Genomic DNA, 20,860 nt, shown 5'->3' with positions numbered 1-20,860 from the left:
CTCCCTTATTCCTCTGATATTTTCCATATGCCGATATTGCGTATTCCCTTGAGTGTGACTGATACTGTCAGAAGTACCGCACCAAGCACCATAAGCGGTATAACAACGAAGCTTACAGGTATCTCGGGCAGGAAGTTAACTCCCGTCATCTCATAGCTTGCCATGAATTTTGTCATAAGCAGCTGACCGAGAGTCCTGAACAAAACCTCTGCCAGCACAACAGAGAATACGACAAGAACCGCCATTCTCAGAAGATGCCATTTTTTTATTGCACCGTCGGTAAATCCCGAGCTTTTAAGCAGAGCTATCTCAGGAGTCTCTTCCGTAACGAATATAGTCGAATAAAGATACGTTATAAGTATAAGTACGAAAATGACCGCACCGCCAAGTACATATTCAAGCAGAGCAAAGAGCCTGTCATATTCCGCCAGCATATCTTGCTTCAGGCTTTCCTGCCATGTTCTTATGACATCATCGCCGAAGCATTTCTTCATCTGCTTTACAATACCTGCTTTCTGGCTTTCGGGAGCATCAATAACATAACCGATCCAGTTCTTGGAGTATATTTTTTCTCCCTTTCGGTAATCCTTACCCATAATAATAGCAGGATCCCCTGCCTCACTATAGTCAAAGAAAGCAGTGATAACAAGCTGTCTATTTACATCTTCGCTGTTGATACCGTCCTCGCTTTCTTCATGTATGCTCATATCAATAACATCGCCCAGCTTCATGCCAAGTTTCTTTGCGGTAAAATAGCTCATAGCTGCTTCATTTTCCAGCTGAGGCATCTTGCCGCCGTCACGGTATCTGAGCTTCTCTATCTCTCCGTCGCCCCATAATACGTCAAAATTCTCTTTTTTATTTCCTTTGCTGTCAAGAAGAGTGCCCCACGAATAATTAAGTGTATCAATATATGCAGGGAATCCGTTTTCCTTGAACATTTCATTTAAAAGCACATCATAATTCTTACCCTCAGCCTCTGAGCGTTTATCCAGTTCTTCCCTGAACTCGCCTCTTATACGCACATCAAAGTCGATAGTATGATACAGGAAGAGCTTCATATATTCTTTTGAAATGATACTGTTTCGCACATTGTAGCAGAGCAGTATTATAGCCGCACCAAGAGTATAGGCGATTATCAGGAAAATGTATCTCTTGAAGCGTCCGAGTATATCATTTACCGCAAGGAAAAACGGCACTGACATCTTCTTTCTCTTGTGCAGGAACAGCGGAAAGCCCTTGCCGAAACGCTCACCGCGGTTCTCGCCGTGTATCGAGTCTATTACCGATATCTTGTTTATTCTGCGCATTACCATCAGTGAGAAGCATATCATCATGGCTATGATAGCCAATACTGCCACAATACCGATGATAACAGTCTCATACCTCTGAGGGAGTATTACATTTGCATTGAAAAGATTGACAACATATCCCGAAAGCGGTATACCTGCGGCTATTCCTATTGCTCCGCCTATAATGGCAAAAGCTATGTATTTCGCAGCAAACAGCCACCTGAAGCTGAAGGAATCGACACCAAGAGCCTTCATCATGCCTATTTCCTTTTCCTCGCTCTTCAGATCGGCTATCATGGTAAATCTGATAGTCATAAATATTATAGCGATAAGGAAAACACTGATTATCACTACAAATACCGAGACGATAGCCTGCATGATAACATCATCATCCGTATTATCATATTTCATATACATAGGACAGATCAGATCTTCTGCTTTCAGTGTATTATGCAATTCATCCATTTTAACGGAATTACAATCCTTCATATACAGACCATAATCCTTAATTTTTATTACTTCATCCTTGGTAAGTATATCATAATCCTCATCTGCAACGATTATACGCCTTCTGCCCGGGAAGCCGCTTTCCTTGAAGAAACAGGCTACCTCAAGCTCATATACATCTCCCATAGATGTTGTGAACTTCACCTTATCGCCCACTCGCAGTCCTATGCTTGTGCTGAAATCCACAGGACAGGCTATAGTGCCGCTTTTAAGATAAAACGGTTCATCATTTGTATCGTACAGAAGATCGAATTCACGCGGCAGCTTCATAAAATATGCCCGCCACTTGAAAAAGCTGTTGGTCTCGTCCTCCTCGATACGGGGGAAATCTATCCTGAGCAGATCTATCTTCGTCATATCACAGGAATGATACTTCTCCACATCTTTGTATCCGTCAAGGATACTCTCGATCTGCCTGATCTTTTCATCGCTGGCAGCAGTTTTGGCAGGCACCATCATTTCCAAAGAACAGGTATTGCACATTTCCGCCATTCTCTTTTCACCTGTCAGATACGAGAATATCTCCACAGAGCCTGCAAACACCAGCACTGATGCAACAGTTATGAAAATAAACAGTATCACATTCAGACCTTTTTTGCATTTCAGGTCTTTTTTCAGCATCTTAAAGAACATTTCCTACTATCCTCCGCTGTTGTTATTTTTGTTTTACTGTTAATATGATATCATACCAAAGTTTAAAAAGTCTTTAAATTTTAAAATATTTCTTTCGCCATATCATTATATCATAATATAACAGTAAAAACAACTTTTACTGCTAACTGCCGATATTATCATTTTTTCAGAAAGTTTTCACAAGTATTTCATCTTAATCTGCCAAAATAGCAATAAGAGAGATGACAAAATAACTTTTATGTGATATAATAAATGTAATAATTCATTATATTTTATCTGAATAACTTTGACAGATAATAAAAATCCGGAGGTCATAATATGAAAAAGCTAACAGCTCTTTTATGTATAGCTGCGCTTCTTTGCGGATGCAGCTCAAAAAACGAAAAGGAAAGCGGTGAAAATACAACTTCAGCCACAGCTGCCACCACTGCTGTTACAAGCGGTGATTCCGCCGAACCAACGACCGAATTCGATGATATGTATATAGATACTTCCTATGAGGACCCTGTAGAAGGAGAATCCATAGATGTAACTGAAATGGACGACGTAAGCTGGGACAAATTTTATCGTCAGGAGCTTGAGGATTTCAAGAAATCCGCTGATTATGATGATACAGCCCGTTTTACAATATACGATATAAACGACGATCAGATACCGGAGCTTATTATCTCCTACGGTCCTATGGGCAACAAGACCTACCTGTTAAAATCCCTTAACGATACCGATTACACAGAATTCAACAAAATCGAAAACTGTGCTGATCTTTGCTATGTAATGGACAGAAGTCTTCTCGTAACATACAGATACAATGACGCAGAGCATATCCAGACCGTTCAGCTCTATCGTCTGAAAAATACAAAGCTTCCAAACGTGTACACCTATCAGATAACTGACAACACCTGCAAGGTAAACGGCAAGGAAGTAACTGAGGACGAGTACACAGAGGAATACAACCACTTCATCAGCGGCGTTATAAAATCAGTAGGTATGGATCACAGCTTCAACGATGATATCATCAATGCAGCTCTTGGTCAGGCTAAGGACTGGAAGGAAGCATACTGTGCAATCCTAAACGATTACCTTAAATACAAAAAGGAAAACGACGATAACCACTTCTCACTCATGGATATAACAGGCGACGGAGTACCCGAGCTTTTCGTATCGGGAGGCTATCACTACGCTCCTTATGTTGATATCTACGCATGGAACGGCTGCCCCGTACCTGTAGGCACTTTCGGTGCTGACGGCACTGTTCTTTTCGACGACGAAAAGAATGAGATCTCGACCAGATTTGACGGTCCGAGCATTACATCGGGAAGTGTTTACAATTTCACTAATATGTTTAAGTTTGAAGAGACCTTCACCTACGGCAACAACGAAAACAGCAAGAAAAACGATGAGAACGTAGAGGTAGTATATTACCTCAACGGCGAAAAGACCGACAAAGATAATTACGAAAAGACTGTCAAGGAACACACCTCCGGCAAGTATTATATACTCGGTCAGGATAACGACATAACGGAAGATACCATAAAGGCTCTTGCAGAAGGTAATTACACTGCACCTGAAAAGAAATAATACTATAAAGGGGGATATGATTTAAGGGATATGTAAAATAAAACCATAGTATCGTAATATCTATGGTGCTGCAATTAATGTATTAGAATGTCATTTTTCAAATAATACTTTCCGATTCACACTACAATTGACTCAATTTTTTTAGTAACACACTCATAATGAAGCTTGTCTTTGGACTTTCATTTTTTATCAACTGATATTTATGAGACAACAAGTTTCTGTCATAATAAAACATACTATATTCAATTAAACAAGGAGAAAGCTATGAAAACCAACATTCAATGCAACGGCAAACCATACCCTAATGACATCTCGTTTATTCGCATCAAGGATCATAATAATATCAAAAGGACTCTGCTGGAATTCAATGACGGACTTCCGCCGCTTCAGGGAGAAGAGGCATATGTCGACTCTGTTTCCGAAAAAATAGCAGCCAACGGTATTGTATACTGCATTCTGGCAAATATGAAGCGTATCGGTTTCTTTTCGATATACGCAAATGACCTTGAGACAAAAACAGCGTTTATTTCATTTATTGCCATAGGCCGTCAGTACAGAAACTCGGGATATGGCAGCAGATTATTAAATAAAGCTATACTTACAGCAAAAGAAAACCAAATGAAAACACTTAAACTCGAAGTATTGAAGTATAACACCAATGCTCAGCATTTTTATAAAAAACATGGTTTTTCCTTTGCAGGCGAAAGTGAAAACAGCATATATCTTGAAAAGGCAATTTAAGGATCACCCTAATTGTCTCCCGCAAACATCAAACAATACAATAATAAAAGACCGCGCTTCAATCAAGAAACGCGGTCTTTTTTATAGGCAAACACCTATTTGGCATTTATAAGCGATCACTGCTTGTTGTAAGTAGCCCACTGATAACGTGCTGTGAGAGGAGTCTTTCCGTCGTATGGACCAAGCCAGTCATCAACACCTACACCCGGCCATGCGTTCATCATGATCTTACCGGGAGTCTGAGGAATGTTATCATAAGCTGTATATACTGCCTTGCCGTCAACATACCATGTTATGTGGTCGCGCTGCCAGTCAAAGCCAAATGTGTGGAAGCCCTGTGAAGAGTCGAATCCGAGATCGTACATCTTCTCATGATTTCCCTGTCCGTTTGTATAGTAGTTGAACTGAACCTTTGTAGTATCCTTACCGAGAATCTCAATATCTATCTCGTCCCAAGGATTGTTGTCTGAAGGACCTGTATATGTGAAGAATGATGAGTTAACACCTGTGTTCTTCATAGCCTGCATTGAGGTCTCATAATAGCCGAAACCATAGAAATCATTGGTTCTGTACTCAGCACCTGCATAGTGATACTTGCCTGTGTTGTCTCTGTCGATAGTAAGCTCAAGAGCTCCGTTTCTGAAAGCTGTCTGTGACTTGTACCAGCCGCAGTCGAAAGGATCGCCGTTTGTCCAGCCGTCAGAAGCAATGAAGTAACGTGAAGAACCTGTTCTGAAGTCGTCTGCCATAGTAGCATTGCTGTTGAAGCTGCCTGTTGACGCACTGTTATTATTGCCCTGATTCTGGTTATTGTTCTGATTCCAGTTATTGTTGTTCCAGTCGTTATTTACAACGCCGTTCCACTGGTTATTGTTCTGATTATTCCAGTCCCATGTGTTGTTCTGATTCTGGTTGTTCCAGTTATTCCAGTCGTTATTCTGGTTATTCCAGTCGTTGTTCTGGTTCCAGTTGTTATTCTGGTTGTTCCAGTCGTTGTTCTGGTTCCAGTTGTTATTCTGGTTGTTCCAGTCGTTGTTCTGGTTCCAGTTATTATTCTGGTTGTTCCAGTCATTGTTCTGGTTCCAGTTGTTCTGATTATTCCAGTCCCAGTTATTATTGTTCCAATCATTGTTTACAACGCCGTTCCACTGGTTGTTATTCTGGTTATTCCAGTCCCAAGTGTTGTTCTGGTTCTGATTATTCCAGTTGTTCCAGTCGTTATTCTGATTCCACTGGTTGTTGTTATTCCAGTTATTATTCTGGTTCCACTGGTTATTGTTGTTCCAGTCCCAATTGTTGTTCTGGTTGTTCCAATCGTTGTTTACAACGCCGTTCCACTGGTTGTTGTTATTCCAGTTATTATTCTGGTTCCACTGGTTGTTGTTATTCCAGTTATTATTCTGGTTCCACTGGTTATTGTTGTTCCAGTCCCAATTGTTGTTCTGGTTGTTCCAATCGTTGTTTACAACGCCGTTCCACTGGTTGTTGTTCTGGTTGTTCCAGTCCCATGTATTATTTTTGTTCTGGTTGTTCCAGTCATTATTCTGACCCCAGTTGTTCCAGTCATTGTTCTGGTTCCAGTTATTGTTCTGGTTCCAGTTGTTGTTCTGGTTATTCCAGTCGTTATTCTGCTGTCCCCAGTTGTTCCAGTCATTGTTCTGGTTCCAGTTGTTGTTCCAGTCGTTATTCTGTCCCCAGTTATTCCAGTCATTATTCTGGTTCTGATTGTTCCAATTGTTCCAGTCATTATTCTGCTGGCCCTGGTTGTTCCAGTCGTTGTTCTGCTGCTGACCGCCCCAGTCATTTGACTGCTGGCCGCCACCGCCGCCTGCACCTTCTGTAACAGTTACACTCTTTACATTAGCAGAACCGTTTGATCTGTAACCTTCAATGTTAAGGGATACCTCGTAAAGTGTACCTGACATGTCAAGACCTGCTTTTTCCCAAGCCTCGAAGTGCTTAGATACGTCGATAGTGCCCTTCATATAGTTTGTCTGGTTATTAGCCGAACCGCTTGTTGTACGAACACTCCAGTACTGTGGGAATGTAGCTGTACCATCGAGTGATGGCTGATTGTAACGCATTGACTTGCGTATATCATATGTATTTCCGTTAAGAGTTACAGTACCCTTATTTTCACCGTCATTTCCGGGTGGTCTCCAGTCGCCCCAGCCTTCAACGATGTAATATTCCATAAGAGGATTTCTTGTCCATCCGTAAACGCACATATAAGAATTTCCTCTTGGTGTGTATTCAACATCGTATGTGAGGACGATATTTCCGAAAGCCTTATAGTTCTTCTTCTGGCTGTCGTAGTTTTTACCCATACGTGCAAGGAAGTTTTCAATATTGCTCCATGAGCAGGTGAAAGAGCCTGCACCCGGATTCATTGATGCCTGACCCTGACCGTTCTGGTTCCACATTTCGTAGTCGTATCCGCCGATATTACCTCTTGTCTGCTGGTCAGCAGCTGATGCAACAGCAGGGATAGCAGCTGCGATCATCATTGCGGATGCACCTGCGCCGATGATCTTTTTGATCTTATTAAGCTTCAACTAAATCACTCCTTTTTTAAAATGAGAAATTGGATTTTGTAATACCCTCGGTATAATTTGCTGTTTTTATTTCTAACTTAATTATAATTAAATTACTATAACTGTCACAAGTCATTTATTGCGGTCAAAAACATAATCGGTCAAATATTGCGGCCAAAATAGCAATAAAAATCAAAAAGTATAATTTTTTCGACCCAATTTCACACTGCTGAAAAATGTCTGTTTTTAGCTTTATACTGTTGATTGTCACTTTCAGCATTAAAATACAACATCTTTTAACTATACCATTTTTTGTCATAAGCCGCTTTTAGTGCGATTTTTTAAATAAGGTATTCAGATTACTATTTTTTATAAAATACTGATATTTCGTAAAGACTGTATTTAAATTCAAAGATTATTTATTGATATCAGTAAACTAAATAGTCGGCTGTATACCCTCCTGTTCATTTAAATAATGCTCTTAATACATTATAAATATAAATTTAAAGACACAAATGCCCATATTTTTAAAACTATATGTTATACACATCTTGCTATTTTATACTAAAAGCATTGATTTTTCTTCAATAATATGCTACAATCAACTTATTAATTCTGTTAGGAGTTTCTGTTATGAATAAAATAAAAAAGGCATTATCGTTGTGCCTGTCAGCCGCATTTCTGTTCGGCTGTTCCGCAAACAAGAAAGCGGAAGAAAAGATCCCCGAATTTGCTGCAAGTTCAGTATCGGAGGACCTGACTCTCCCGCTTTTATCAATACAAACCAAAAGTCAGGACGAAAACGTAATGGACTTCGTGACTAAGCCCATTGCCAAGCACGTTGCGGAAAGTATGGCTCCATTTGAGCCGAGCTATGCAACTACTCCCGAGCCATACTATGAGGACTGCTACGTAAAGCTGTCAACAAAGGACGGAAGCAGCACACTTGAGCCCCGCGCCGCTCAGGTAAAGGTCAGAGGCAACTGGACCACAAATTATCCCAAAAAGCCGCTGAGGATAAAATTCGATAAAAAGGCCAATCTTCTCGGACTCAACGACGGTGCAGAATTCAAGAACTGGGTACTGCTTGCCGAATACAAAGACGGCTCAATGCTCAGAAACAAGGCCACGCTTTTTGCTGCACGTCAGATACTAAAGGAGGACGGTCTTTATTCTGCCGATTCACAGCTTGTAAATGTGGAGATCAACGGCAAATACATGGGCGTTTACCTCCTCACCGAGCAGCAGCAGGCGGCTGAAAACAGAGTAAATATCAATACTCCGAAAAAGGACTACACAGGCACAGATACAGGATATTTCCTTGAATTTGACGGATATTTCGAGAACGAAGAAGAGCTTCAAAGCTTTCCCCTCGACCTTAACAATAATGCCCTGCTCAAGCCTTATGACGGCAATGACGGAAGCGGAAGAACTATAAAATGTCTCAGCGCAGGCGGAACTATCAAAAAGCCTCTTGGCGTAACAATAAAAAGTGATATCAATTCTCAGGAGCAGCACGATTTTATCGAGAATTTCGTAAATAACACCTATAAAATAATGTACGAAGCCGCCTATAATGACAAAGCCTTTGTGTTTGATGACGAATACAAAAACATAGCAGAGACAAAATCCATAACTCCTCAGCAGGCTGTAGAGAATGTAGTCGATGTACAGTCCCTTGTGGATATGTATATTGTCAGCGAGCTTGCCTGTGATGCTGATGTAGCGTGGTCAAGCTTCTATATGGACGCTGATTTCAGTGCTGACGGCAGCAAAAAGCTGAGATTTGAAGCTCCGTGGGACTTCGATTCCTCTATGGGCAACAGACCGCGCTGCACCGACGGTTACGGCTATTATGCATCGAATATCGTTCCCGATCCTGATGTGGGAAAGGATTCAATCAATCCATGGCTTGCAGTCCTTGCTTATGAGGACTGGTACCGTGACATGATAAAGGATACATGGACACGAGCTTATGACAGCGGAATTTTCGAGCAGACCTGCAAGATGATACAGAACGAAAGTGAAAGCCATCAGGCAGATTTCAAGGAAAACTATAAAAAATGGAACAATATAATTATGAATCAGCAGTTTGCATTCGAGCTTTCAGATGAAGCTCTGGACTGCCTTAACGAAAAAGATGCAGCAGATTATCTTTTAAAGTGGCTGCAAAGCCGAATAGAGTTCCTCAACTCCGAGTGGCACAAATGAAAAAAGACCGGTGAAACAAGTTCACCGGTCTTACTTTTTAATCTTTTCTGAAAAGCTCTCTCAGCACCATGCCGCCGCCTGCTGCCACAAGTCCAAACATTATTATAAACACATAAGCGTTCGTACTGCGCCATCTCAGGTGAGTCGTCATCATTACACTGAGAAGTACGATAACTATTCCGATAGAAAGAACTACCCAGCCGAATATCTTCCTGTCCATAAGGAAGAGCATTGCTATACCTGCAACTATCGGAAGCATTATAAGTCCGTTCGGAAGCCCGAAGCCGCCTATCCTGAAGAAATAGCCGCCGTATCCCCACGTACTCTCTACTTGTATATTCTGGAATATCATGAACAAGCCGCCGCCCAGCATGAGCAGTCCCACAAAAAATTTAAGCAGTCTGCTGCCCTCATCTTTTCTTGCGTGGATACTGTCACGGCTCTCAAGGAGATCCTTGTACATTTTATCCAGCTCTTTATCTTTTGTTGTTTTTGGCATAATACCGCCCCCCTATATCAAATTTACGAGTATATTATACACGAAAACTCACCTATTGTCAAGTATATCGCGCACAAATCATAAAGCCAAGAAAATGAAAGTTATATGAAATTAACACGGGGCACTTGACACAGCCTGATAAATAAAGTATAATATGATTTGAAAATGATTATCATATTCATATGATACGGACTTATTATCCCCGCCGCAGGCGGGGATAACCTACGGTTAAAGGAGAATGGAATGACATCAAAGAAAAAAAGCGCTGCGGCACTGCTTGTTCCCGTGTTACTTTCTGCCATGCTCATAGGCTGTGCAGCTAAAAAGCCCGCAGGAGACGGCAAGCTGAGCATAGTATGCACAAATTTCTCGGAATACGACTGGACAAGGGAGATAATAGGAGATACCGACAGTGCGGACATCACCTATCTTCTTGAAAGCGGTATGGACATACATAATTATCAGCCCAGTGCTCAGGATATAATGACTATCTCGGACTGTGATATGTTCATATATGTAGGCGGCGAGTCGGAAAGCTGGGTAGATGACGCTCTCAGAACAAAGACCAACAAAAATATGAAAATAGTAAAGCTTTTTGAAGCTGTAAATGATAATATAAAACTCGAAGAACACAAGGAAGGCATGGAAGAAGAACACTACCATGACGAAGATGAGCCGGAGTACGATGAACACGTATGGCTCTCGCTCAGAAATGCGGAACTGATATGCAATGATATCTGCAATAAACTGTGCGAGCTCGACTCTGCAAACGCTGATACATACAAGGCTAACCTTGCAGCCTACACAGATAAGCTCAAAGCTCTCGACAGTGACTACACAGAAATGGCTGAAAAGGCAAAGGTTAAAACACTGCTTTTCGGCGACCGCTTCCCTTTCCGCTATCTTGTTGAGGATTACGGACTCGACTACTACGCAGCATTCACAGGCTGCTCAGCCGAGACAGAAGCAAGCTTCGAGACTATTGCAAAGCTTGCGGAAAAGCTTGACGATTTCAAGCTTGATACTGTATTTATAATAGAAAACTCAAACGACGCCATAGCAAAGTCTATAATAAGCAGCTCTGGCAGCAACAACGCAAAGATAGAAAAGCTCAATTCCCTCCAGTCCGTAACTTCGGACGATATAAAGAACGGAGCCACCTATCTTTCGCTGATGAATAATGACCTCGAAACTTTAAAGAAGGTGCTTGATTAATATGGGAGCATTGTTAAAATGCGAAAACGTCTCTCTCGGCTATGAGGGAGATGTTGTTACGAAAAACCTCAATTTCACTGTAAACAGCGGTGATTACCTTTGTATCGTCGGTGAAAACGGCTCGGGAAAGAGTACGCTCATAAAGGCGCTTCTCGGATTAAAACCGCAGCTCAGCGGCAGTATCACTCTCTGCGGCGAAGTCGGCAAGAACGAGATAGGCTATCTGCCGCAGCAGACAGTCGTACAGCGTGACTTTCCTGCCTCTGTACGTGAGATAGTGCAGTCAGGCTGCATGAGCAGATGCGGCTTCCGCCCTTTTTACAATAAGGAAGAAAAGAAGCTCGCCCACGATATGATGCACAGACTTGAGATAGAGCCCCTTGCCAAACGCTGCTACAGGGAGCTTTCGGGCGGACAGCAGCAGAGAGTCCTTCTTGCAAGAGCACTGTGCGCAGCAAGAAAAATGATACTCCTTGACGAGCCCGTAACAGGTCTCGACCCCAAGGCTACCAATGAGATGTACGAGCTTATCGACAGCCTCAACAAAAAGGACGGTATAACCGTAATAATGGTATCCCACGACATGAACGCGGCTGTGAAGTACGCTTCCCATATCCTTCATGTAGGCAGAAAGCAGCTGTTCTTCGGCACTAAAGAGGACTACCTCACCAGCAAGACAGGACAGGCTTTCCTCGCTGTAATGGGAGGTGATGACGATGAGTGAGATGATAGACAAGCTCCAGATGTACTTCCAGTACCCCTACGTAAGATACGCCATGATAGTAGGACTTCTCATAGCTCTCTGTTCCTCGCTCCTTGGCGTTACTCTCGTAATGAAGCGTTTTTCATTCATCGGTGACGGACTTTCCCACGTTGCATTCGGCGCAATGGCAGTCGCAACCATAACAGGCGTAACCAACAATATGCTCATCATCATGCCTGTTACTATAATCTCAGCCGTACTGCTCCTGCGTACAGGCAGCAACACAAAAATAAAGGGCGATGCGGCAGTAGCAATGATATCCGTAGGCGCACTCGCCGTCGGCTATATGATGATGAATATAGCTGCTCAGAGCGGCAATAAGCGAATGACCAGCAATGTTTCCGCAGACGTATGCAGCACCCTTTTCGGTTCAACATCAATACTCACCCTTTCACTTACAGATGTGTGGGTATGTGTTGCAATGTCAGTGATAGTCGTAGCAATTTTCCTTATATTCTACAATAAGATATTTGCAGTTACATTTGATGAAAACTTCGCAAAGGCTACGGGAGTACGTTCTGATATGTACAATCTTCTGATTGCCATTGTAATTGCAGTTATTATCGTTATTGCAATGAATTTCGTCGGCTCGCTGCTTATTTCGGCACTTATAATCTTCCCTGCCCTTTCGGCAATGCGAATTTTCAAGAGCTTCAGAAGCGTAATAATCTGCTCTGTGGTCATCTCGCTCATATGTGCAGCAACGGGAATAATCGTATCAATACTTGTGGGAACTCCCGTAGGCTCGACTATAGTTTCCGCAGATATATGCGTATTTTTCATATTCACCATTACTTCAATGGTGCTGAAGAGAGGAAAATAATGCTCACAAAACATATATACCGAAAATACTTCCGCATAATACGGAAGTATTTTTTTGCAGTATCGCCTGATTACTAAGTGCAAAACCTTGACAAGCCTTTACAAAAAATGGTATAATAAAAGTTACATACACAGAATAAAAACTGATTGTCTGATTTTAACATAAAAATGCATGAAAAGCATAAAACTTCTTCCATGAGGCAGGATGATCAGCTATCTGCTGTTAATAATTATTCCAAAGGAGGTCACGCTATGGAACCTATCAATGAGATCACCGCACGTATCCGCGAGCTCCGCGAGATATGTGACTACACACAGGAAAAGCTTGCAAAGGAGCTGGGACTTACTACAGAGCAGTATGCAGGCTATGAAGAAAATGGTGATTTTCCCATAAGCGTCATCTATGAGATCGCAAACAAGTTCGGAGTGGACTTCAATGAACTGGTCACAGGCGAACCAAGCCGTATCGACACATTCCACGTCGTCCGCCGCGGCAAGGGCAGAAGTATAAGCCGTTACGAGGGATACCGCTTCAAGGATCTTGCTTTCCGCTATGCAGATAAGGTAATGCAGCCTCTTCTCGTAACTCTTGAGCCTTCCGATGAACCTGCAAAGCTGGTTTCTCATTCGGGACAGGAATTCAATCTTGTGCTCAAGGGCACTATAGCCGTCACGTTTGAAGATCAGGAGATAATCCTTAACGAGGGCGACTCTATTTACTTCAACCCTACATACCTTCACGGACAGCGCTGCGTCGGAGACAGCAAAGCAAGATTTCTTACCGTTATTGCCGAATGATCGGCTGTATTACGCTTACATAAAAAGGAGTATTTATTATCATGCTTTTAGACCGCTACCTTCCCCGTATAGAATTTGATTCTTACGAGGATTTCAAGGAAAATTACCGCGTTAATGTTCCCGAAGACTTCAATTTCGGCTGGGATATCGTTGACGAATGGGCTAAGCAGGAGCCTGAAAAGAAGGCTCTCATCTGGCTCAGCCACGATAAACAGGAGCGCACCTTTACATTTACAGATATTTCCAAGCTCTCGAACCAGACTTGTCACTATTTCAAAAGTCTCGGGCTCAAAAAAGGCGATGTTGTCCTTCTGATACTTCGCCGCCGCTGGGAATACTGGGTAATAGCTACTGCACTTCACAAGCTTGGCGTTATCCTTATCCCGGGAAATCTTCTGTTCACCACACATGATATCTCATACCGCGGAAATATGGCAGAGATATCAGCTATCATCGCCTGCGATGACGAGTATATCCGCGGACAGATAGATGCAGCTGCTCCCGAGATAAAGACTCTCCGCAAGAAGATAGCAGTTGCAGAGCCGCGTGAAGGCTGGGACTATTTCGAGGACGAGATTGCAAAGTACCCTGATACATTTGAGCGTCCTACAGGCGAAGAAGCTACAAAGGTAACCGATACTATGCTGATATACTTCACATCGGGCTCAACAGGTATGCCCAAAATGGTATGTCACAACTTTGCACACCCTCTCGGTCATATCGTTACCGCTAAATACTGGCATCAGGTACAGGAAAACAAGCTCCATATGTCTATTTCCGACTCAGGCTGGGCAAAATTCGGCTGGGGCAAGATATACGGACAGTGGATATGCGGTGCTATTCAGTTCGCTTATGACTTCACAGGCAGATTCAATGCAAAGGATATCCTTGAGGTTATCAGCCACTACAAGCTGACTACTTTCTGCGCACCTCCTACAATGTACAGATTTATGCTTCAGGAGGATATGACAAAGTACGACCTTTCATCTATCCAGAACTTCTGCAACGCAGGTGAGCCTCTCAATCCTGAGGTATTCAACCGTATCTATGAGCTCACAGGCAAGAAGATGCGCGAGGGCTTCGGTCAGACAGAGGGTACTGTACTTATCGCAAACTTCCCGTGGATAGATCCTAAGCCGGGCTCAACAGGAAAGCCTTCACCTCTTTATAATATCCACCTGCTCCGCGCTGACGGAACAGAGGCTGAGGACGGTGAAGAGGGCAGCATCATGGTATGCGACATCGACAAGGAACGTCCTACAGGACTCTTCTGCGGCTACTACAAGAACCCCGAGCTCACAGAGGCTGTTCTCGGCGGAAAGAATTACGATACAGGCGACGTAGCATGGCGCGACTCCAAGGGATATTACTGGTTCGTAGGAAGAAACGACGATGTTATCAAGTGCTCGGGCTACCGTATCGGACCATTCGAGGTAGAGAGCGCACTTCTCACTCACCCTGCTGTAGTTGAATCAGCTATCACAGGTGCTCCCGATCCAATCAGAGGACAGGTAGTAAAGGCAACTGTCGTACTTGCTGAGGGATACACTCCTTCGCCCGAGCTCACAAAGGAGCTTCAGGATCACGTTAAGCGTGAGACTGCGCCATACAAGTATCCTCGTGTTATCGAGTACGTTAAGGAGCTGCCAAAGACTCTCGGCGGCAAGATAAAACGTGCCCAGATACGTCATCAGGACGAAGAAAACGTTCAGAAATAATCATGTACTTTCAGGCAGCCATAAAGAAGCAACCGCATCTTTATGGCTGTTTTAGAATAAACACAGTGATCAGTTGTTAGTGGTTAGTTATACTATGCACTAACAAATAAAAACTTTTTTCGCAAATACCCCGTTTTTCAAATTATCAATGCGTAAACTATAAGTAATATTGGGGGTGGCAAATATGAATTTTGATGCGCATCAAATCATATCCCGGGTCTACAAGGCAAAAGAAGACAGCCACGCGGCAGACGAACTTATCTCAGATTATATGCCGTTTATAAAATCAGAAACCGCAAAATTCCTCAATCGTCCGCCCGAACAGAGCGATGACGAGTTAAGTATAGCTATGTTCGCATTTTATGAAGCTATAAAGAATTATTCAAAGCTTCGCGGCTCTTTCCTTAAATTTGCAGCATTGCAGATAAAGAACCGCCTGATCGACAACTACAGAAAAGAAAAACGTAATAAAGGACAGATCTCGCTTGACGTTTCTGATGACGAAAAAACAGACCTGAAGGATACAATTCGCGATGAGCACGACGACTACGAAGAAAATGAGATTCGCGAGGCGACCAAACAAGAAATAGAAGAGCTTTCTGCACAGATGAACGACTTCGGTGTATCCATGACCGATGTTGCTGAAAACTCTCCCCGTCAGCGGCGCACTCTTGAAATATGCAAGAAAGCCGTTGCATACGCCAGAAACAACCCCGATATTCTCGAGGATTTTCTGAGAACGAAACGTGTTCCCCTTGCAAAGATAGCAGAGGGAGCAGATGTGGAAAGGAAATCACTCGAAAGGCACAGAAGATATCTTGTAGCTGTACTGCTCATATGTACAAACGGCTATGAGATAATGCGCGGACACATCATGCAGGTACTCAAAGGTGGTGAAAAAGTATGAAATATATAGTTATGGAATGTCATGAAGGTTACGCAGTTCTTATGGACGAAGAATCACGTTTTGTAAACGCTGCCAATATGCACTATGAGATTGGACAGTCCGTCACAGATCCGATCATTATGAACGAAGAACATACGGCAAGAAGAATATCATTCACCGCAGGAAAATTCATTGCTGCCGCAGCTTGTCTTGTCATCTTCGCTTCTGCCGGCTCGATATATTATTCACGCAACCTGAAGCCTCATTCGACTGTACTTATCTCATCTGATGCAAATATCAGGATGGAAGTAAACAAGAAGGGCAAGGTATTACATATCATCACCGACAGCGAAATGGGAAAAGACATACTTAAAGACTACGACGGCAAAGGCAAGGATAAACTTACAGTTGCAAATGAGATAATAGAGCTTGAAAAGGAAAAAGGCTATATCTCAGACGGAGATACCATAGATGTATATATTTCGTCTGATAATTCCGATGATTACCGCAGCATAAAGTCAGACCTTGAAAATGGTATCACCGATATGAAGGTAGAGGTACACGGTATAGACAGCCTGAAAAAGAATACAAAACCCACAGAAGCTGTCAAGAAGCCTGATCCGCCTAAGCCTGAAACTGAAAAGAAGCCTGATATAAAGGATACAGATAAAATAGATACACCTGAAAAGTCAGCTCAGACAGCAGTCACACCTCCTGCTCCTGCAGATCCTCCTGCACCACCTGCTGTACAGCCTCCAAAGACTGACAACAGCAAGTCAGACACACCTGCTCCTCCTGCACCAGAACCCGAGCCTCCAAAGGCTCCCGATGCAGGCAAAAACGAGGCACCGAAGCCTGAGACTCCTGCTGAGCCTGCAAAGCCTGCTCTCCCAAACGAGAGCGAGCTCCCACACCCTGAACATGAGATTCACGAAAAGCTATCCGCTGAAACAGATAAAGACCTGCGAATAAGCTTCAGTGGTATAAATCCTGTAATGCTCCTGCCCGAAGCAAAACAGGAGGAAGAATCCTTAACAGCGGCTGAAACTCCAAAGGCAGATACTCCTGCTCCCGAACCACCCTCTCCGGAAGCGGAGCTCCCGCCTAAGCCGCCAATAACCCCGTAAGAAAACATGAATATATATAAATAAAAAGTTCCCGAATTGATCCACCGATCACTTCGGGAGCTTTTTTATACATTATAAAATCATAAGGAAATGTATCACATCACTTCTAACTAATAACTAACAACTAATCACAATCTACTAAAAAATCTACTTCTCAAAAAAATATTATCACGTTTTTTAAGCTATATACCGAGATATTACAGAACTTTGAATTTTTTTTGAAAAAAATTTCCGTAATACCCCTTTTTTTTGTATCCCACTTCGTAATCTGTTTATGTAAAGCAAAACAAAGCTTTTAAACTCCCGGCACGGAGTTAAAAATAATTAAATTGTAAAGGAGTAACCCACAATGAGAAACAAGAAAATCTTTTCCGCAATCGCAGCTGTTTCTGTTCTTTCATTAGCAACAGGCGTAACTGTATATGCAGCAACAGCATCACCGGAAGCAAAAACTACTGATGAGGTAGTAGTAGAAGAGACAACAGCAGAAGCTGTTGAAGAGACTACTGCTGTAGCTGAGGAAGCTAATGAAGAGACAGAGGCAACTGAAGAGACAACAGCTGAGGCAGTTGTAATTGCACCTGTAGAGGCTGAAAAGCCACTCGGTCCTGTAGATCTCGATGTTACAGAGTTCTTCAACAACATCAAGGATCTCATCAACGTTGAGAAGTATGATGTTATCACAGATACTCTCAAGGAAAACTGGGACAAGATCGAAAAGGTAAAGGTTCACGTTGACTTCACAAAGCCTGTTAAGGAAGAAGTTGAGAAGCCAGAGCCACCTGTACCGCCTGTAGCTCCTGCTGAGCTTGAAGACGGTGAGAAGCCTGAGCCACCTGCTCCGCCTGTAGCTCCTGCTGAGCTCGAAGATGGCGAGAAGCCAGAGCCACCGGCACCTCCTGTAGCTCCTGAGGATGGCGAAAAGCCAGAGCCACCAGCTCCTCCTGTAGGACCTAAGGACGGCGAGAAGCCAGAGCCTCCAATGCCTCCACACCTCCGCGAAGCTGCTGAGAAGGCTGCTGCTGCTGAGACAACAACAGAGGCTGAGGCTACAACTGACGCTGAGATCAGCGAATAATTGCTGATTAAATAAAACTGTCCTCTCTATCATATAGATTCCCCATAGGACAGATGGTTTTCTATCCAATCCCCTATCCCCATTTACTCTTGAATGCTGTATTTACGGTAAGGTACAGCAAAAGGAATAATCAAAAGAACACCTCAGGATCACTTTCCTGAGGTGTTTTTTTGCAGCGTGACGCTGCCCCCTTCTCCGCATACGTATTTTTTAAGTTACACAGGCGAGCGGAATTTATTCCCGACAGTTGCACGGGACGTCGAGGACGCCGTCCCCTACGATCGCTATTACTTGCGGACTGCCACAGGCAGCCCCTACACCACATTCATGTTACTTGCATCGTTTTTTCGGAACGCCGTGGGCGACGTTCCCTACATTCTCAACTTTACTTCCTCTGTTGCTTTTTTAGCAGAATTATGTTATAATATAATTACTCGATAGATAAAGACAGCCAAATGGCTGACACAAGGAGGTAATACAGTGAAAGTAAGATTTCATCTGCCTGATTTTGCACGCCTTTTTAAATTCAATTCAGTTTTTCTCACAATGATGGAGAACAGTCCAGAGTTTTTCCGTGAGGGAGTTGAAGTAGCTTCAATATACGGTGTATTCCCACCGTCAATGTGGAACGGCGGCAGAGTTATGCACGGTATGTGCCATAAGGACTTCGTAAAGGGCGTTACAAACTATTTCAACAAGAAAGGCATACCGCTCCGTTTTACATTTACAAATCCAATGCTTGAAAAGAAGCATCTCAGTGATGAATTCTGCAACATGGTAATGCATATCGCAGATAACGGACTTAATGAATGTATCGTTATGTCACCCATACTTGAGGACTACATAAGAAAGAACTACCCTAATTTCAAGCTGACAAGCTCTACCTGCAAGCGTATCACCGATCCCAATACTCTTTACGAGGAAGTCTGTAAGGATTATCACATAGTTGTCATAGACTACGACCTTAACAACAAGTTCGATATCCTTGAAAAGATACCGAACAAGGAAAAGTGCGAGATACTTGTAAATGCCTGTTGTAATCCGGGCTGCGTAAACCGTTCTCTCCACTATCAGACCATAGGTACAGAGCAGATAGCATATGCAAATCACGTAAGGAAGTACCCAAATGTACCATTTGACTCAAATAAATTTGCAGCAGACCACCCCGAAGCAAAGGCAATATTTGAATGTAAGTGTGAGCACAGAAGTCTCTTTGATATCAAGGATCTGAGCACACACATCACTCCCGATGATATCTGGAACAAATACGTTCCTATGGGCTTCAATCAGTTCAAGATAGAGGGACGTACCTTCGATATGTTCAACCTTATGGAGCACTACCTCTATTACATGGTAAAGCCCGAATGTATCGAAAAGGCAAGACTTACCTTCCTGCGCAACCTCAGCCTCAACGGAGCTATAATCATACCAGATCACAGCTGATAACAGTAAATTATTACAGTTTTACGCCTCCCAAGTGGGAGGCGTTTGTATTTATCAATGATTTTTTCGCGGAATATCGTGTATTCACACGCTTTTCACATTTCACTGCTATAATACCCTTGTATCTTATCCGAGAACTCGGAAAGGTAACATCTTTTAAGGAGAAAATTGAATATGAAGAACACTGTTTCAACCCTTCTGAAGCAGAAGCAATCAGGTGACAAGATCACGATGCTTACTGCTTACGACTACACAACAGCGAAGATAATCGACGAGTGCGGCGTAAATGCAATACTCATCGGCGACTCTCTCGGCATGGTGATGCTCGGCTATGAGAACACCTTACCTGTAACTATGGAGGATATGATACATCATACTGCCGCAGTTTCAAGAGGAGCAGAAAACGCATTCATCGTAGCTGATATGCCATTCATGTCATATCAGGTAAGCGTTCAGGAAGCTGTTGTAAATGCAGGACGGCTCATCAAAGAGGGCGGTGCAAATGCGGTAAAGCTTGAAGGCGGCGCAGAAGTCTGCGACCGGATAAGAGCTATCGTAAACGCGTCTATCCCTGTTGTGGCTCATCTCGGACTCACTCCCCAGTCAGTAAACGCATTCGGCGGCTTCAAGGTACAGGGCAAAAGCCTTGACAAAGCAAAGAAACTCATCGACGACGCACTGATGATACAGGAGGCAGGTGCCTGCGCAGTAGTGCTTGAGGGTATACCTGCAAAGCTTGCAGATATCATCACAAAGAAGCTGTTCATTCCCACTATCGGTATCGGTGCAGGAAACGGCTGTGACGGTCAGGTGCTGGTATATCAGGATATGCTGGGACTCAACACAGGACATACAGCAAAATTCGTGAAGCGTTTCGCAGAGGTCGGCGTACTTATGCGACAGGGCATCTCGGACTATATAAGCGAGACAAAATCAGGTGTATTCCCTGCTGAAGAGCATACCTACGCTGTAGATGATGATGTTATCAATGAGCTTATGAAGGAGTGTTAATGAT

The 20,860-nt window shown here is 43.1% G+C and carries 16 protein-coding genes; 13 read left to right on the top strand and 3 right to left on the bottom strand.

The window, feature by feature from the left end; all coding sequences use genetic code 11:
- Positions 1-5: 5 nt before the first annotated feature.
- Positions 6-2,432 carry an ABC transporter permease gene (locus L870_RS0116000; protein WP_028519006.1) on the bottom strand — a complete coding sequence of 809 codons (2,427 nt, stop codon included), beginning with the start codon at positions 2,430-2,432 and terminating at the stop codon, positions 6-8.
- Between the two features lie 318 nt (positions 2,433-2,750).
- On the opposite strand from L870_RS0116000, the gene L870_RS0115995 reads away from it, so the two are divergent.
- Together L870_RS0115995 and L870_RS0115990 are read left to right on the top strand one after the other, a co-directional pair.
- Positions 2,751-4,010 carry a hypothetical protein gene (locus tag L870_RS0115995; RefSeq protein ID WP_028519005.1) on the top strand — a complete coding sequence of 420 codons (1,260 nt, stop codon included), beginning with the start codon at positions 2,751-2,753 and terminating at the stop codon, positions 4,008-4,010.
- Positions 4,011-4,274: 264 nt separating this feature from the next.
- The gene (locus L870_RS0115990; protein ID WP_028519004.1) at positions 4,275-4,751 is read left to right on the top strand and encodes a GNAT family N-acetyltransferase; all 477 of its coding nucleotides are present in this window, start codon (positions 4,275-4,277) and stop codon (positions 4,749-4,751) included.
- A 116-nt stretch (positions 4,752-4,867) separates the two neighbouring features.
- On the opposite strand, the gene bglS is transcribed toward L870_RS0115990, so the two are convergent.
- Positions 4,868-7,306, bottom strand: coding sequence for a beta-glucanase (gene bglS, locus L870_RS20175; RefSeq protein ID WP_051411618.1), 2,439 nt, complete (start codon positions 7,304-7,306; stop codon positions 4,868-4,870).
- A 612-nt stretch (positions 7,307-7,918) separates the two neighbouring features.
- Between bglS and L870_RS0115980 the strand changes: the two genes are divergently transcribed.
- A complete protein-coding gene (locus L870_RS0115980; protein ID WP_028519003.1) occupies positions 7,919-9,496 on the top strand; it encodes a CotH kinase family protein in 1,578 nt (525 codons plus the stop codon).
- A gap of 37 nt (positions 9,497-9,533) precedes the next feature.
- Here L870_RS0115980 and L870_RS0115975 read toward each other — a convergent pair whose 3' ends face one another.
- A complete protein-coding gene (locus tag L870_RS0115975; RefSeq protein ID WP_028519002.1) occupies positions 9,534-9,995 on the bottom strand; it encodes a hypothetical protein in 462 nt (153 codons plus the stop codon).
- Between the two features lie 243 nt (positions 9,996-10,238).
- Between L870_RS0115975 and L870_RS0115970 the strand changes: the two genes are divergently transcribed.
- The 10 genes from L870_RS0115970 (at position 10,239) to panB (ending at position 20,856) form a co-directional block, all read left to right on the top strand.
- Entirely contained in the window at positions 10,239-11,210 is a 972-nt protein-coding gene (locus L870_RS0115970; RefSeq protein WP_028519001.1) for a metal ABC transporter substrate-binding protein, read from the top strand.
- Between the two features lies 1 nt (position 11,211).
- The gene (locus L870_RS0115965) at positions 11,212-11,934 is read left to right on the top strand and encodes a metal ABC transporter ATP-binding protein (RefSeq protein WP_028519000.1); all 723 of its coding nucleotides are present in this window, start codon (positions 11,212-11,214) and stop codon (positions 11,932-11,934) included.
- Positions 11,927-12,796, top strand: a complete 870-nt coding sequence (locus L870_RS0115960) for a metal ABC transporter permease (protein ID WP_028518999.1) — start codon at positions 11,927-11,929, stop codon at positions 12,794-12,796. Before L870_RS0115965 ends, L870_RS0115960 begins: the two co-directional genes overlap by 8 nt.
- A gap of 251 nt (positions 12,797-13,047) precedes the next feature.
- Complete coding sequence (locus L870_RS0115955; protein ID WP_028518998.1) at positions 13,048-13,593, top strand: helix-turn-helix domain-containing protein; 546 nt, start codon at positions 13,048-13,050, stop codon at positions 13,591-13,593.
- A gap of 41 nt (positions 13,594-13,634) precedes the next feature.
- On the top strand, positions 13,635-15,311 hold the full coding sequence (locus L870_RS0115950) for an AMP-binding protein (protein ID WP_028518997.1): 1,677 nt from the start codon (positions 13,635-13,637) through the stop codon (positions 15,309-15,311).
- A 184-nt stretch (positions 15,312-15,495) separates the two neighbouring features.
- Entirely contained in the window at positions 15,496-16,218 is a 723-nt protein-coding gene (locus tag L870_RS0115945; protein ID WP_028518996.1) for a sigma-70 family RNA polymerase sigma factor, read from the top strand.
- Complete coding sequence (locus L870_RS20095) at positions 16,215-17,324, top strand: anti-sigma-I factor RsgI family protein (RefSeq protein WP_028518995.1); 1,110 nt, start codon at positions 16,215-16,217, stop codon at positions 17,322-17,324. The genes L870_RS0115945 and L870_RS20095 overlap by 4 nt, the downstream gene beginning before the upstream one ends.
- 349 nt (positions 17,325-17,673) lie before the next feature.
- Positions 17,674-18,402, top strand: coding sequence for a hypothetical protein (locus L870_RS0115935; RefSeq protein ID WP_028518994.1), 729 nt, complete (start codon positions 17,674-17,676; stop codon positions 18,400-18,402).
- A gap of 480 nt (positions 18,403-18,882) precedes the next feature.
- Positions 18,883-19,845, top strand: coding sequence for a hypothetical protein (locus L870_RS0115930; protein ID WP_028518993.1), 963 nt, complete (start codon positions 18,883-18,885; stop codon positions 19,843-19,845).
- 174 nt (positions 19,846-20,019) lie between these two features.
- The gene (gene panB / locus L870_RS0115925) at positions 20,020-20,856 is read left to right on the top strand and encodes a 3-methyl-2-oxobutanoate hydroxymethyltransferase (protein WP_028518992.1); all 837 of its coding nucleotides are present in this window, start codon (positions 20,020-20,022) and stop codon (positions 20,854-20,856) included.
- The last annotated feature ends 4 nt before the right edge of the window (positions 20,857-20,860 follow it).

It is taken from the genome of Ruminococcus flavefaciens ATCC 19208, assembly GCF_000518765.1.
In the GTDB taxonomy this organism is placed as follows: Bacteria; Bacillota; Clostridia; order Oscillospirales; family Ruminococcaceae; genus Ruminococcus; species Ruminococcus flavefaciens.
Note: the sequence above shows the minus strand (reverse complement) of the source record. Positions and strands in the feature narration are given on the sequence as shown.